The organism is Ruminiclostridium papyrosolvens C7 (assembly GCF_000421965.1).
In the GTDB taxonomy this organism is placed as follows: Bacteria; Bacillota; Clostridia; order Acetivibrionales; family DSM-1351; genus Ruminiclostridium; species Ruminiclostridium papyrosolvens_A.
This window is the reverse complement of record NZ_ATAY01000019.1, coordinates 26,095-41,567: the sequence shown is the minus strand read 5'-3', so window position 1 is coordinate 41,567 and position 15,473 is coordinate 26,095. Positions and strand designations below refer to the sequence as shown.

Sequence of the window (15,473 nt, the reverse complement as noted above, 5' to 3'; positions counted from 1 at the left end):
TAATGCAAGCATTAAAAACTTCTTATACCTACAAAAGTTCCTTCTTAACCCTGAGGCAATGTAGTAATCGTCCCCAACAAGAATTTTTTCAAAGTAGCCATATCTATGGCATCAATGTTTCCGTCCTTATATGTATCTGCAGCCTTAACATCTATACTGGAACTGCCACCAAGTAAATATTTCTTTAATGCAGCAAAGTCCAGTGCATCTACATTCTTGTCACTGTTTACATCGCCATACAAGATTACAGGATCAGGGTTTTCCGGTCCACCTGCAGGTTCGTTACCGAAAACTTTTACACCGTTATCATAAACAGGTATGTTGGTAACTGTATCTACAGTACTGGTGGATGGTAATCCATTATATGAGAAGTCATTCTTAGGATTCCAATAGGTTGTTCCCTGTGGTGCTGCAATTCTGAACTGAACTTCTCTTCTGCAAGCAGACTGACCGCCTGGGTAGATATTTTCTCCTGTCAAATCAACATTTACATAGTAAATATTATTTGAAACATCCCATGGCAATACGCCGGAAACCTTAGTATTCTTCCCTTCAGCATAATTTGAACTGGTTGTGAGGCTTAAAGGATCAATTCCTGCTGCTACGATTTCAGACAAGTCCATAAAATATTTAAATGAAATCTTGTCTGTAACTCTTGCAGGCCATCCAGTCTGGTTATACACAACAGCCTTGATTTCAGTGTAGTTAGGGCCGGTTGAATTCAAACCTGCCTTTATAATAACTTCATCGTTGGTTATTTTTTCGATAGCCTTGAAGTTTGGAATCGGATCTCCGCCAAACTGCTTGTACATTTTTGCAAGTGCACCTGTAAATCCGGCATTATAATCACAGGCTATTTCATTATTGACATAATTGTTTATTTCGTCAGTATAGCCGTCAGCATTATCCGGCCCTCCTACCAACGCACCATAAATAGTATGCCTGTGGTATGTTGGTGAAGTCATTTGATCTGTCCATGAACTGTGAGCAGTTCTGTGATGCGGATGTTGTGGAGGATTTACTCCATATCCGACAACAAAACTTCTTCCGGTACTTCCAAGTGCATAATCGATCTGACTCTTGAGAAAATCCTTATACACAGATACTTTGGATGGCGTACAGCCTGCCCAATCAGCATAAACACCGGCTAAAAATGCCTGAGTTGTCGCATGTCTTAATGAACCCCATTGGAATAACCATGCCAAACCCTTTGGTGTGTAAGAAACACGTGTGCCGTTAACACCGGTTGTCCAGAAGTCAAGATTCATTTCTATACTGTCCTTATATAACTGCTTGTTAGTAAGCCTTGCAAGAAGAAGTTCAGCGCCATAATGTACATCATCCCAGCACTGTCCCCACTTGTAGGATATAATATCTGTCTGCTGTTCTTTACCCCAATTCGGTACATAGGATTCTGCTTTGTCCAGATATGTACTGTCATTAGTTGCAAGATATAACCATACTGCAGCCCATGAAAGATCATCATAAAAACCACCTGAGCTGTAGAAACCTGAAGCAGCTGTGTAGCCGGCATCGCTCTTCGCTTTGTCAGCCATCGTAAACAAGTTTTTAGCATGACTTATGCACTTTTCAGCATAAGTAGGATCACTGTTTTTAAATACTACTGCTGCAGATGCCAGAGAAGCTGCAGTGGAAGCACATACTGCAGAACCGGGATGAGAAGCGTCAACTTTATAAGACGGTCTTTCCATCTGCATTACTTCAGCCGGGCCCCACCATGAGTGATCCTTGCCTCCGTCTCCTACCTGATAGTAATATACATCAGATGTGGGATTACATTTAATAAAGTAATCATTAGCCCATTTGATGTCGTCCATTATATATTTGGTCTGGCCGCTTTTATCATAAGCATCTTTATCCTCATATAAAGACCATGCAAGCATTGCAGCGGTGTATGACATAGGTAGGTTAAACTTTACATGATCACCTGCATCGTACCATCCGCCTGTAAGATCAACTCCTACATCAGAACCGTCTTTCATACCGGAGTCGCCTCTCCAGTTGTCACGCTTATCAGCCGGAAGGTCACCTGAACGCTGGAATTCGTAAAACATTATTGATTTCTGGAGTGCTTCTCCATAATTATATGTTCCTGCAGCATATGTGTTTGTTTGAGGTATAATCGATACCAAAGAAGACAAAACCGAAATCGATAATGCAACACCAATAGCTTTTGTCCATTTTCTTTTAGTCTTAAGCAATTTGCAATCACTCCCTAAAATTAAATTTGACATATTTCCTTTAAAATAGTTAAGTTCTAATTAAGCAATTTAACTTTCAGCTGAGCAAAATCAATGGCATCAATATTTCCGTCACTGTTCATATCAGCATTTGTTAAATTAATATTAGAAGTAGTTTGAGTTAAAATAGCCCTCTTAAGCGCAGCAATATCAAGTGCATCTATAGCACCATCATTATTGACATCGCCTTTTAAACCTGTTTGTGGTTGAGAGCTGAAGCTGTATAGATTTGGGAAGTTACCTGTAGTATACAGAAGAATCATCATCCTTAAAGTATTCCCGAAATAGGTGTAGTTACCTGAATCTTTTACTTTAACACACTCATTATAGATGTTCTTTGCATATGTAGCGTCAGTACCTGTCATTGCAGCAGCAGCAGCACAGCTGACAAAAGTAGCGGTATGATTTGCACTTATCTGACTTCCTGATATTGTGTAGCCATCTTTTATGTTTGCATACCCAATATTCTTAAAGAAGTTTGAGATAGTGTCACAATGTGTTTTAGCTTTTGCAGTCCCGTACCAACTGTAATCAATAGCTGCTCTCCACTGATAACGGATAGCATCATACTTGAAATCAAAACCTTGTCCTGTAGCCGGGGTACCATTTGCCGTACACCAATCAGGAACAAGTCCTGTATTGCTGTTTCTTGCTTTATCCGCTATTTCATAACATTTATTTGCTACATTGATCCATCCGGAATTACCTGTAAAATCTGCAAAGATTCTATACCAAGCAGGAGAAAAATATGATGGATTAGTAACATCAGACCCTCCCCACGTATCTCCTGCCTTTATTACATATGTGCCCGGTTCTACCATTTTATTGTATATATTACTTATGTAAGTTTTAGCTTCAGATTGGTAATTAAATCCGCCACTTGTTCCCCACTTTTTGTGAGCAAACACAAGGGATACTGCGATGTCTTCATCTGCATCTGTTGCGGCACCAATACTGTCTTTTCCCATTATATTTCCGCTGGCGTCAATATGCCAGGACATAAGTCCATTCGTATTTAAAAATAATTTAACATAGTGATATAAGTCGTCAAATAATTGTTGATCTCCAAAGTAAACTGCAAGCAGCATACCGTATCCAAGGCCTTCAGAAACCGTATCATAGCTTGTAGATGCGTCTCTCTGAACCCTGCGGTAGCCCTTTGCTCCGTTTGATGTAATATGTGCACTTTTCCACTGTTCCCATTCACTGCGAACTAAATTATCTCCGGTTGATTGACTATCCGCCAGGCAACTGTAAGCTCCATTTGGATATTTTGCGTCATATGGGAAAGGAATTTGATCAGCTGCACTTGAAACGATAGCAGTTGAGATTATTGAAGCACTGAATATCGCCACCATTACTAGTGATTTAATTCTTTTTAAGCTTGAACTTTTGATCATGTTCTTACCTTAATCCTTTTTCCTTATTTTTCTTTGTAACTCATAAGCCCGGACAGTACAAGAATGAATAATTTAATCACATCAAATACCGTCCGGACTTTAAGGTTACATATGCGTTATAGCATTAATTAAATACTATTGATTAGCCAAGAGTGCTTTCTTTAAAAGAGCATAGTCAATAGCGTCAATTGCAGTATCACCATTCATATCTGCATTTGCAGTAACTATTGTAGTACTGCTGTTTAACAGATATTTTTTAAATAAAGCAAGGTCGATAGCGTCTATAGCACCGTCGCCATTTAAATCACCCTTAGTAACGGTAATATCTTCTGGGAAGAGTACTGCATAAACACCATTTGCAACTGCAAATTCACTCTGAGCCCAGAAACGGTGTAATCTCTGTGTAGGAACCTGTCCTGCCTGCAATGCAGCAACCATTGTCTGCCATTCAGGATCCTGCTTGTACTTGGAACGAATGTCTATAAACTTGATACCAGGTTTGATTACATCGCCGTTAGGCATTGTTCCAGTCCAACCAGCTGGTACATAAACTTCCTGGTCAAGGAATCTGTGGTAATCATTACGTTGTTCAACAGCTGATATACCCTTTGAATCGCTGTAATTAGTCCACATTGCGTCAAGAAGCTTCTTAGCGTTTTCTTTAGAAGTTGTATCTCCTGATTTAGCAGCATAGTAAGCCAATGTGTTTGCAAGTGAAGAAGCACAACCAAGGTCAGTACCATAGTTAACAACTTTAACATGTAAGTTTGGATTTCCAGTATAGCCTTGAGTCTTGTCCCAAGTATCTGGCTGTCCATCCCAATCAATTGTGCTAGGAATCTGGAATGTTCCGTCAGCATTGAACTTGATTTCACTGTTAGCCCATTTTGCCCATTTGTCTAAGAGTTTCTTAGCTCTGGCATCGCCAGTCTTATAGTACAATTCAGCTACACGCTGCATTGACCATACCTGCATACCAAACCAAGTGTTACTGCCTGGGTCAGCATATACAGGGTTTTCTACATAACCCATTCCGTAGAATGTTGAAGTACCTGTAGGAAGTGATTCATAACGTCCATTCCATGAGTTTGTAGCACCACCGGCAATAGCACCTTCTGATGACTGCAACCACTGATAGAATTCAAGCTGTCTGTCCAAACTCGTTGCCCAGTCAGTTGCACCATTTGATGATTTAGGCTTGAAGCTTGCATCTGTTGAAAGTACCCAAGCTGCAAATGGATTCTGGTAACCGAAATGGTTATGACTGCTACCGATTATCCAAGACCAGTTGGCTTCAACTCCACCACCCCATGCATAGTACCATGAAAGCAGATAACTAGCTGCATCATATCCTGTACCAGCCTGAGAAGATTGTCCGATCTTTCTGAAATATTTATCGAAGAATGAATATCTGAGATAATCACCCATCTTTGATGCCTTACTTACGTCTGTACTTACGCTCTTACCCTGTTCTTTTGCCCACTGGTCAGCCCAGTAAGTTGCTTGAATTGCACGAGCATCAGCATCTGGAGCATTAGTGTACTTAAATTGTTTTGAATATGAACTGTCCCCGGTAAAGAGATCGAGGAATCCGTTCTTTCCTCCAAATTTCATTGCATCCCAGCATGGTTGAGGTATAGTTTCCCAAGTGGACTCCTGCTCACCTCTTTGGAAGGTATTGATATATGATGGCTTTGATGTTCCATCTCCTCTTTGTCCAAATCCGTACCAGTTATCAACGTCAAGTATCCAGTGCATTCCATACAGCATGCTTGTTCCGTATGCTGAAGTCAATTGTGAGTTAATTGGATCTTTACCAACAGGTTGGCTAGAATCCAACTTAGCTGGATATTTGCTTGGGTCTTGGAATTCCGGAGCATATGTAGCAGGCTTGTTAGGATCATACTTGCTCATACTTGCATTAGGCTGATCCTGTTCTGACGGAATCAAATACTTTTCAGCAGTTGTCCAAGATTTATCAAAGCCTGTAAAATCTCCTGTAAATCTTCCGTGCATTGCTTCCAACCACATATAATAGGACATAGCTTCACTTGTAGTAACATGTCCATAGTCAGGAGCTTCAACCATTAGTGTTTCTACTGAGTGGTACGGAATTCCCTGTTCACTGAAATATCCGTTTGAAGTATCTTTGATCTTGCTGTACATGGATTCAAAACGATCCTGGTACACCTTGTTTACTGGACTTGCTGCTGCATTTATGCTTGTTGTTGTCATTATTGATAATGACATTGCAGCAGCAACTGCAACTGCTCCTACTCTTTTAAAATTCTTACTCATTTTACACCTTCCTTATTATTTGAATTTTATGACAGTAAAACTGCCATAAGTTTTTTAAAGCTCCATACTTTATGGCCTTTCAGCCATAAAGTATGGAAAATTTAAATTCAATAATTAATTAAGTTTTGCGTTTCCGCTTGTGAATGTGATATCAGAGATTTTTGCCATGTTACCATTACCAAATGCTCCACCTGCTTTAAAAGCAATAGGAGTTGTTGCGCTTGAAGTACCTAATACTTTGAAAGTAAGGTTTGCAATTACGCCATCAGTAGTGATAGGCTGATCAGTTATAGTGTTATCTAGGAAAAGAACACTGATTGTACCTGTAGTAGCGTTGATGCTGCTTGAGAAGTTAACAGGTGCATTTATTACTATATCACCAGCTGTTGCTGATACTGCCTGCAACAAGGTTGGATCGTATGTAACATAGAAATTACATGTTCCTACATTACCTGATTTAACAACATTACTCAGGGTTATAGGTACTGTTATAGTATCACCAGTTTTTCCTGCTACTGAAGCAATCTTTACTCCAAGTCCTGTAACAACAGGTGTAGAGTCAGTGATTGATAAAGTCAGAACTGGATTATTTGTAACACCGAAATCAAATGTGAGTGTCTTTGAACCAACTGCTAGAGTGCTCAAATAGCTCGGTAAGATTGTTACAACATTATTTGATACTGTGTAGTCAGTACCTGATGTCAAACCGGTGATACCTTTGAAAGTATTTCCGTTTGGTGTAAGAGTTACACTTACATTTGCAGGAACATACTTATCAAAAGATGCAGTTGTAGGAGTGATAGTTGGGTTTACTGGAGTAACATCTCCAACATCAATAGTTACACTACCGTTTGTCTTAGTAACTGTAGCTATCTTTGCCATATTACCGTCACCAAAAGCTCCGCCATCTTTGAATGCTACAGGAGTAGTAACCTTTGATGTAGTGCTCTTTAATTTAAATGTAATTGTAGCAAATGTTCCATCAGTCTTGATTAATTGGTCAGTAATTGTATTGTCCAAGAACAAGAAGCTGATTGTTCCATTACTGATACTGCTTGAGAAGTTAACAGCAGCATTTGTTACTATTGAACCAGGTGTAACTGATGTTGCTTCCAACAGACTTGCATCATATGTAACATAGAAGTTACAAGTTCCTACATTGCCTACAGTTGCTACATTTGCAAAAGTTACAGGCACTGTTACAGTGTCTCCAGCTTTACCTGCAGCTGTTCCTATTGCTACCTTAAGTTCCTTTGTAGGTGGAGGAGTTGTATCAACAATCGTTAATGCTAAAGTAGGATTGTTTGTAACACCAAAATCAAATGTGAGTGTCTTTGAACCAACTGCTAGAGTGCTCAAATAGCTCTTTGAGATTGTTACAACATTATTTGATACTGTGTAATCAGTACCTGATGTCAAACCGGTAATACCTTTGAATGTACTTCCGTTTGGTGTAAGAGTAACACTTACATTTGCTGGAACATACTTGTCAAAAGTTGCAGTTGTAGGTGTAATAGCTGGGCTTGGATTACCAATATCAATAGTAACACTACCGTTAGTCTTAGTAACTGTAGCTATCTTTGCCATAGTTCCGTCACCAAAAGCTCCACCATCTTTAAATGTTACTGGTGTTGTTGTTTTAGCTGTTACGCTCTTCAATTTGAATGTGATATTTGCAAATACACCATCTGCAGTTATCAATTCATCTGTAATTGTGTTATCCAAGAACAGGAAGCTAATTGTTCCATTGCTTGCACTGCTTGAGAAGTTAACTGCTGCATTCTTAACTATCGGACCTGCAGCTACTGATACTACATCTAACAGACTTGCATCGTATGCAAGATAGAAATTACATGTTCCTACATTACCTGCACTTGCTACGTCAGCAAATGTAACAGGTACTGTTACTGTATCGCCTGCGATACCAGAAGCTGTTCCCACTGCTACTTTAAGTTCCTTTGTAGGTTGAGTACCAGGATTTATAGTTACACTACCGTTTGTCTTAGTAACTGTAGCTATCTTTGCCATAGTACCGTCACCAAAAGCTCCACCATCTTTAAATGTTACTGGTGTTGTAGTTTTAGTTGTAACGCTCTTTAATTTGAATGTGATATTTGCAAATACACCATCTGCAGTTATCAATTCGTCTGTAATTGTGTTATCCAAGAACAGGAAGCTGATTGATCCATTGCTTGCACTGCTTGAGAAGTTAACTGCTGCATTCTTAACTATTGGACCTGCAGCTACTGATACTACATCCAAAAGGCTTGCATCGTATGCAAGATAGAAATTACATGTTCCTACATTGTTTACTTTTGCTACATCAGCAAATGTAACTGGAACTGTTACTGTATCTCCAACATTACCTTCAGCTGTTCCTACTGTTACTTTAAGCTCATTTGTAGGTTGAGTACCAGGATTTATGGTTACACTACCGTTTGTCTTAATTACTGAAGCTATCTTTGCCATAGTACCGTCACCAAAAGCACCACCATCTTTAAATGTTACTGGTGTTGTAGTTTTAGCTGATACGCTCTTTAATTTGAATGTGATATTTGCAAATACACCATCTGCAGTTATCAATTCGTCTGTAATTGTGTTATCCAAGAACAGGAAGCTGATTGTTCCATTGCTTGCACTGCTTGAGAAGTTAACTGCTGCGTTCTTAACTATTGGACCTGCAGCTACTGATACTACATCCAACAGGCTTGCATCATATGCAAGATAGAAATTACATGTTCCTACGTTGTTTACTTTTGCTACATCAGCAAATGTAACTGGAACTGTTACTGTATCTCCAACATTACCTTCAGCTGTTCCTACAGTTACTTTAAGAGCATTTTGGGGACCAGGACCGATAACAACACTACCATTAGTCTTAGTAACCGCTGCTATCTTTGCCATTGTACCATCACCGAAAGCTCCTCCGTCTTTGAAGGTTATTGGTGTAGTACCTGCTGTAGCAGTACTCTTGATCTTAAATGTGATATTTGCAAACACACCATCTGAAGTAATCAATTCGTTGGTAATTGTGTTATCCAAGAACAGGAAGCTGATTGTTCCATTGCTTGCACTGCTTGAGAAGTTAACTGCTGCATTCTTAACTATTGGACCTGCATCTACTGATACTACATCCAACAGAGTTGCATCATATCCAAGATAGAAATTACATGTTCCTACATTGTTCATTTTTGCTACATCAGCAAAAGTAACAGGAACTGTTACAGTATCACCAGGGGCACCATTAGCTGTTCCTACTGTAACTTTAAGAGAATCACCGTTTGGTAAAACAGTAATAGTTAATTTAGGATTTTTTGAACCTACACCGAAATCAAATGTAAGAGTTTTTGTACTATTTGCTGGAAGTGAATTCAAATAGCTTGCCAATATTGTTACTTCATTTGTTCCTTTTGTATATTGGCTGCTCTGCAACTCAGTAATTCCATTGAAAGTATTACCGTTTGGTGTAAGAGCTATTTTAGTGTCTGCAAATTGTCCTGCTTTTGCAGTAATAGAAGTAGGATTGATTGTAGGATCCTGTGTACTACCTCCTAATTCTGAACCATAAGCTAGAGTTCCGCCTACGTATGCACCAATTTTCTGCCAATCCATGTATGAACCAGCTGGAGTATATGACCAGTCATTTGATTGATCAAAATTAGTCCAGTCGTTTCTTGCAAATCTGGTTTGAATCTCTATGGATCCTCCAGCTGGAAGACTTCCTGCATCACTACTTAATGAAACTTCAAGATAGTGATCTGCGTTTGTAACCGCAGGGCTTACTTCTTTAAATGCACCAGTTACTTTTGAAGTAGCATCTATGTAACTGCTACCGTTCATATAACCTGCATGGTCACACCAGAATGTTACAGGCTTATTTTCATCCTGAGTGTAATAATATCTAAGTTTCAAATCTGCCAAGTTGATTGGTGAACCAGTTGTGTTTGTAACTTTAAATCTAGCGTATATGGAATTTGATGATGCCGCTGAATTGCCATTATTAAATTGAACTGATACGACACCAGTACCTGCCGCAAAAGCTGTAAGCTGAGCTCCTAATAATGTCACCAACATTGTTAGTGCTAACAAAAATGCTAAAGACTTTTTACGCATTTGTAAACCTCCTATTTTTTATTTTACATGAAAACCATTTGGCCTTCTGACTATAGGTTTTATCACCAATATTCAGCTGCTTATCAGTTTAAGGCAGTAATTAATAAAAGGTACTTTATTTAAAAAAGATGCTTTTAAACCGCCTTACTTAAAAATGTTTCATTTTTAGGCACACTGATATAACTGAATAAATATTTTCACCTCCTTAATCTTTATTGGCTAAGTGGTTTTTCATAATTTAAATTAATTCAGAAATGCTTAAAATGTTTATAAAAATTCTCAAAACATTACCGTATTACCGTAGTTATCTATTACGATTATTTTGATACTTTTTATAATCACTTTTTATTAGATTTTTAAATAACGATAACTTTTTCTGAAAAGAAGGTACTATTCTGTCATAATGCTTACAGCTAAATATAACCAAATGATTCGTAGACGTAATTGAAAATAAGATATAATGATAGTTAGAAAGAATATAACTAAGAGAATTAATACTTATAAAAGCGAATCTTACAGATATTTGAAATGAATATGTTTAAGCCGTTTACCTTAGGTGCTTACCATTATCAAATTTTATCATTTTTTGTTTTAATAATTAATAATACATTACCCCTTTAAACGCTTTTTTCATATTTTTCGTATAGCCATAAATGCCTCAAATCCATATTACCATTTATGTAATTAAATGACAAGTATTTTTTTAACATTTTTTCAACAGGATTTTTGGTTATTTTTTATAAAATTGGTCCTTCTATTTTTTTGTTTTTTGTGCTATTTTTCTACATATCATAAGGTAAATATTTACTGCTTTATGTTAATTATTTACCTCTTTTGTAATATTCTAGATATAAAATTACCATAAATAATAACAATATGCAACATAAGAATTTACTTTTATAACTTGTCCGCAGTTACAAGTTGAATGGATAAACTATAATTTATGATTTTTTTGTCGTTTTTAATAAACTTTACATGTAATTACTTCTTTACATGATATCAACATAATTAATTTATTAGCTTTTTTGTTTTCAGTATAATATAAATAATTACTAAAAATGCAAACAAAGTTATACTTCCTATCAGCCCTGATATCTGTCCAGGATATAAAGGTGATGTGGCAAATACAACTACTATAAATGTTACTGCTATAAAATTTATTAAAGGCCATCCGGGAACTTTATATTTAAGTCTGTCAGGCTTCTCTTTTAGTGTCTTCCTTCTATAGAAAAAGTGTGTAATTGAAATTGTAAGCCAGTTAACAAGTGCAGTAAACCCGCTGGCTGCCGCCAGTATTTCAAATACCTTGGATGGTACTATATATGAAATAACAGCAGTCATAAGCAGAACAATACTGCTGAGTCCCAGTGCATAAACAGGAACACCGTTTTTATTTTTGATTAAAAATGTCTTGGGGGCCTGTTTACCCAGACTTAGTGAGTTCAGCATCCTTGAAGCACTGTACATCGATGAGTTAAGTCCGGAAAGTGCCGCTGTCAATACAACGAAGTTTAATATATCACTGCCAAAAGGCACACCTGCCCTGTTTAAAATTTCAACAAAAGGACTTTCTGAAGTTGAGAATGCCTTCCAGGGCATTAAACATATAATAAAAAATATTGAAAATGTATATAGAATTATTACTGTAATGGTTATTGTATAAATAGCAGGAGGTGCATCCTTTTCAGGATTTTCTGATTCAGCAATGGCAAGCCCTATTATACCAGTACCCGTAAAAGAAAACATCACCATAATCATCGATGCAAAAATGCCTCTAAATCCATTTGGCATAAAACTGTTGACAGATTGAAAAACAGGAAGTGGCTTAATGCCCCCAAAGGACGTTATACCAACTATAGTAGTAATACCGAATACAATAAAAACAACAAGAGACAAAACTTTAATCGAAGCAAGAAAACTCTCAATTATACTCAATCCTCTGGCATCCTTTAGATTTATTCCGGTCATTACTAATGCATAAATAACACAGAACACCCATAGTGGAATACCGGGAAACCACAAACCTGTAAAAATTGCAGCAGCAGCAACTTCACTGGCCATTCCAAGAACACCGCTGAACCAAAACATCCAACCGTTTACAAAACCTATCCAGGGCCCGAATATTTCTGATGCATGTACCCTGAAAGAACCCGGTGCAGGATTAATAATTGTCATTTCAGTTATAAACATTACTTCCATTACCATAATAATACCGCCAAAAATGTAGGCCAGAATTGCCCCCGGGCCAGCAATTGAAATTACTGTCCCGCTACCGAGAAATATGCCTGAGCCGATTATATTTCCGAGTGCCATTATAATGAGATGGTTTCTGTTAAATCCTTTTTTTATAGATTTACTGCTCAATTAAATTCTCCTTGTTTAATATATTTATTCCTTCTAAAGAATAGGATAATCAGCACTAAACCGATTATCCTATTCTAGGTTATACTATATCAAGTTTTCTCTTTAAATGTTGTGCAGCATGTCTCATCACTTATACTGGCTTTGGCTCCATCCATTGAGTTTACTTCAAGTGCATTGGCATAGCACATTTGACCTTCATTGTAGGCACAGTTTGTGACGCCACACTTAACTTTCATACAAGGTGCATCCATTCACAATCACCTCCCAGTATTATTTTTCTGTAATGCTGTACTAAAAGATATTATTTTCACATTATAAATAATTAAACTAAGGAATTTTTAACATTATTCAAATTATTCGTTATCTGTACTTACACTTTTTTTGGACTTTTTAACTTTGTAGAGGATAAATCCTACTATAATCAAGGATGCTAAAACAATTACGGATAAAATGTTAAAATATGATAAAAACCTGTTTACCATGGAAATATTATTACCTATAAGACGTCCTATAACCATATATATAACCTGCTGTATTAATATTGAAATAAATATATATGAAAAATATACTCTCTTTTTAACGCGAAAAACTCCTGAAAATAAAACCATTATAGTGCTTGTCCCCGGAATGAATTTACTTAGTATTAATCCATATTTACCATATTTATGAAATACCTTTTCAGAACGTTTAATATGTTTTTCATCAATATACTTTAATACTATCTTATACCTTAAAACTTCATTACCCTTTTTATACCCGAACCAATAAACAAGAACTGAACCAACAAGGCTCCCCAATATTGAATTAATTAATACCGGTGCAAAATGGAATTGCCCTCCTAATGTTGTCAGATAACCTTCAAATACAATGATAACATCTGAAGGAAAGGGCGGAAAAATCAACTGAAGTATTCCGGTTAAAAAGAAAAATAAATATGTAACTATAACATTATTATTTATTACATGATGTATCAAATTAAAAATAAAATTTTGCATTACTTTTAGGAGCCTCCTTGGTAAACATATATCTATTATACCCAATAACTCATAGTTTGTCTGAAAAAGACAAAAAGCTCATTGCACATGACTTGTGAATGAGCTTTTTGCAATTTGTATTTTTTATATTATTTTTGTAAGTCTTTCTCTGCGTAACTCTCTACATAATTGTAAATCTTTTTTGATAATGTAGCTTCATTCTTGCAGGCCGTTCCAAAATCCACATTATCCGCCATAATCGAAAGTACATATGGATGGGAGGCAAATACTATACCTACATCATTGGCGGTTTTTACCTGATTACCGATTTTATGGGCAACTTTTACACCTGTAAGCTGGGCATCAATCCTGTCATGCCAATCTGTATTTTCAAGATTATTTATAAGTTCTCCATAAACAGCTTCATTTTTAATATAGTGTTTGTACAAATCCTGTGCTACTAATGCCATATCGTATGGACATGAACGATGGTGATTATCGTAATAGACCTTTCCACCAAGGTCAACCAGATATTGCCGGACATTTTGAATATCCAGAAGTCTGATTAACATATTGACACCGCAATTATCACTTTTTGTTATTGCCAGCTTTGATGTTTCACGAACGGTATACTGGGTTCCGAAAGCAGATTTCTGTATTATTCCCGTACCGGGTTCAACGTCTTCCTTTTGATAAGTAAGCATATCGTCCAAATTAACTTTTCCGGCCTCAACATTTTTATACAAAAGAACATTAATAGGAAGCTTCGAAGTACTTGCTGCTATATATCTGTCAGTATCGTTAACATTGACCATCTCTCCGGTAGCCAGATCAATAAAGGTAACTCCGTACTTTCCGGAAAGCCCTGCGGTGTAGTCAGTTATTAATTTTTTTAATCCATCCATCTTACCGCTTTTTTTAACAGATCCTATATTAGGAAGAAAGCCGTGATCCTTTGTATTGACTCCGTTTAGAGTATTGTCGGAAGTTGATGTTGCCGGTGCCGTGGAATCAGATGGTGTTGGTGTAGTTGTGGATATACTGGTTTGTGCAGCAGCAGACTTTGATGAATCCGTGGGAGAGGTAGCCGCTGTTTCCCCCTTGTTCATGAACAGGTAACCTGCCATAGCTATAGCGATTATTCCTAACACACCTATTGTAGTAATAAGTGCACGTCTTTTTTTATTACTTTTTTCTATTTTTAAAGTAGTAAGAACCCATTTTTATCCTCCGTATAAGATTACATTTGCTTCTATCATTATAGTAGAATTAATGTAATCTGTAAAATATATCTGTTATTTACTATTTTCAAACAATAATCTGCAGTTATCAGCCCTGTATTTTGATATTATATACTCAACAGGCTGACCGCTTTTTGAAAGTAGTGTATTCTGAAGCTTAATAAGTGGCTGACCCGGCTGAACTCTCAGAAGTGGCGAGTCATTTTGGTCTGCAAACACTATTTCCAGTATACTCCTGCTCTTATCAGGAATTAAAGGGTATTTCCCTCTTAAAATATCTATAGAAGATTTTCCATCTTTTAATTGGGAAATAATATCAGGGAAAAGACTTAGGGATATATACGACTTATTGAGAGAATAGACTTCATTTCTCTGATTATTTATAAATGACAAATACGTTATTTCTGCAATTGCCATACTTGAATTGTAGTTAAATATTTCATTAAGCTGACCTATCGATGAACTTTCTATTTCTTGCAAATCAATAATATTCTTCTCGGCAGGAGTCTGGCAGTCAAGTATTGAATCTGTAAACCCGCTGTAATCCTTAATATCAATTACGTTTTTTCTTCCATATACAAATGTTCCCCTTCCCTTTTCCTTATAAAGATAACCGCTGTTTGTCAGCTCACTGACAGCCTGTCTCACAGTAGGCCTGCTTATGTCATACATCTGGCATAAATCCTGTTCGGAAGGTATTTGGGAATTTGCAGGAAATTCATTGTTTTCTATTTTTTTAATTATTAAATCTTTTAATTGCAAATATAGCGGTATGCTGCTAAACTTATTTATCATTGAATCACTCCCAGAATATGATAAAAG

9 protein-coding genes are annotated in these 15,473 nt (G+C 36.9%); all 9 read right to left on the bottom strand.

The annotated features are described in order from the left end of the window. Positions 1 to 44: 44 nt before the first annotated feature. Positions 45 to 2,222 (bottom strand): glycoside hydrolase family 9 protein, encoded by a 2,178-nt coding sequence (locus L323_RS24790; protein WP_020814342.1) that lies wholly within the window; start codon positions 2,220 to 2,222, stop codon positions 45 to 47. Between the two features lie 56 nt (positions 2,223 to 2,278). Next, positions 2,279 to 3,661 (bottom strand): glycosyl hydrolase family 8, encoded by a 1,383-nt coding sequence (locus L323_RS24785; RefSeq protein ID WP_020814341.1) that lies wholly within the window; start codon positions 3,659 to 3,661, stop codon positions 2,279 to 2,281. Positions 3,662 to 3,796: 135 nt separating this feature from the next. Next, positions 3,797 to 5,959 (bottom strand): cellulase F, encoded by a 2,163-nt coding sequence (gene celCCF, locus L323_RS24780; RefSeq protein WP_020814340.1) that lies wholly within the window; start codon positions 5,957 to 5,959, stop codon positions 3,797 to 3,799. 114 nt (positions 5,960 to 6,073) lie between these two features. Next, a complete protein-coding gene (locus tag L323_RS24775; protein WP_020814339.1) occupies positions 6,074 to 10,072 on the bottom strand; it encodes a cohesin domain-containing protein in 3,999 nt (1,332 codons plus the stop codon). A gap of 1,008 nt (positions 10,073 to 11,080) precedes the next feature. Continuing rightward, positions 11,081 to 12,436: an amino acid permease gene (locus L323_RS24770; protein ID WP_020814338.1), complete on the bottom strand. Its 1,356-nt coding sequence runs from the start codon at positions 12,434 to 12,436 to the stop codon at positions 11,081 to 11,083. Between the two features lie 89 nt (positions 12,437 to 12,525). Beyond that, positions 12,526 to 12,687, bottom strand: coding sequence for a DUF1540 domain-containing protein (locus tag L323_RS40745; protein ID WP_020814337.1), 162 nt, complete (start codon positions 12,685 to 12,687; stop codon positions 12,526 to 12,528). A 102-nt stretch (positions 12,688 to 12,789) separates the two neighbouring features. After that, entirely contained in the window at positions 12,790 to 13,431 is a 642-nt protein-coding gene (locus L323_RS24765; protein ID WP_020814336.1) for a DedA family protein, read from the bottom strand. 128 nt (positions 13,432 to 13,559) lie between these two features. Beyond that, positions 13,560 to 14,519, bottom strand: coding sequence for a serine hydrolase (locus tag L323_RS24760; protein ID WP_242835237.1), 960 nt, complete (start codon positions 14,517 to 14,519; stop codon positions 13,560 to 13,562). A 186-nt stretch (positions 14,520 to 14,705) separates the two neighbouring features. After that, positions 14,706 to 15,446 carry a GntR family transcriptional regulator gene (locus tag L323_RS24755; protein ID WP_020814335.1) on the bottom strand — a complete coding sequence of 247 codons (741 nt, stop codon included), beginning with the start codon at positions 15,444 to 15,446 and terminating at the stop codon, positions 14,706 to 14,708. Between the last annotated feature and the right edge of the window lie 27 nt (positions 15,447 to 15,473).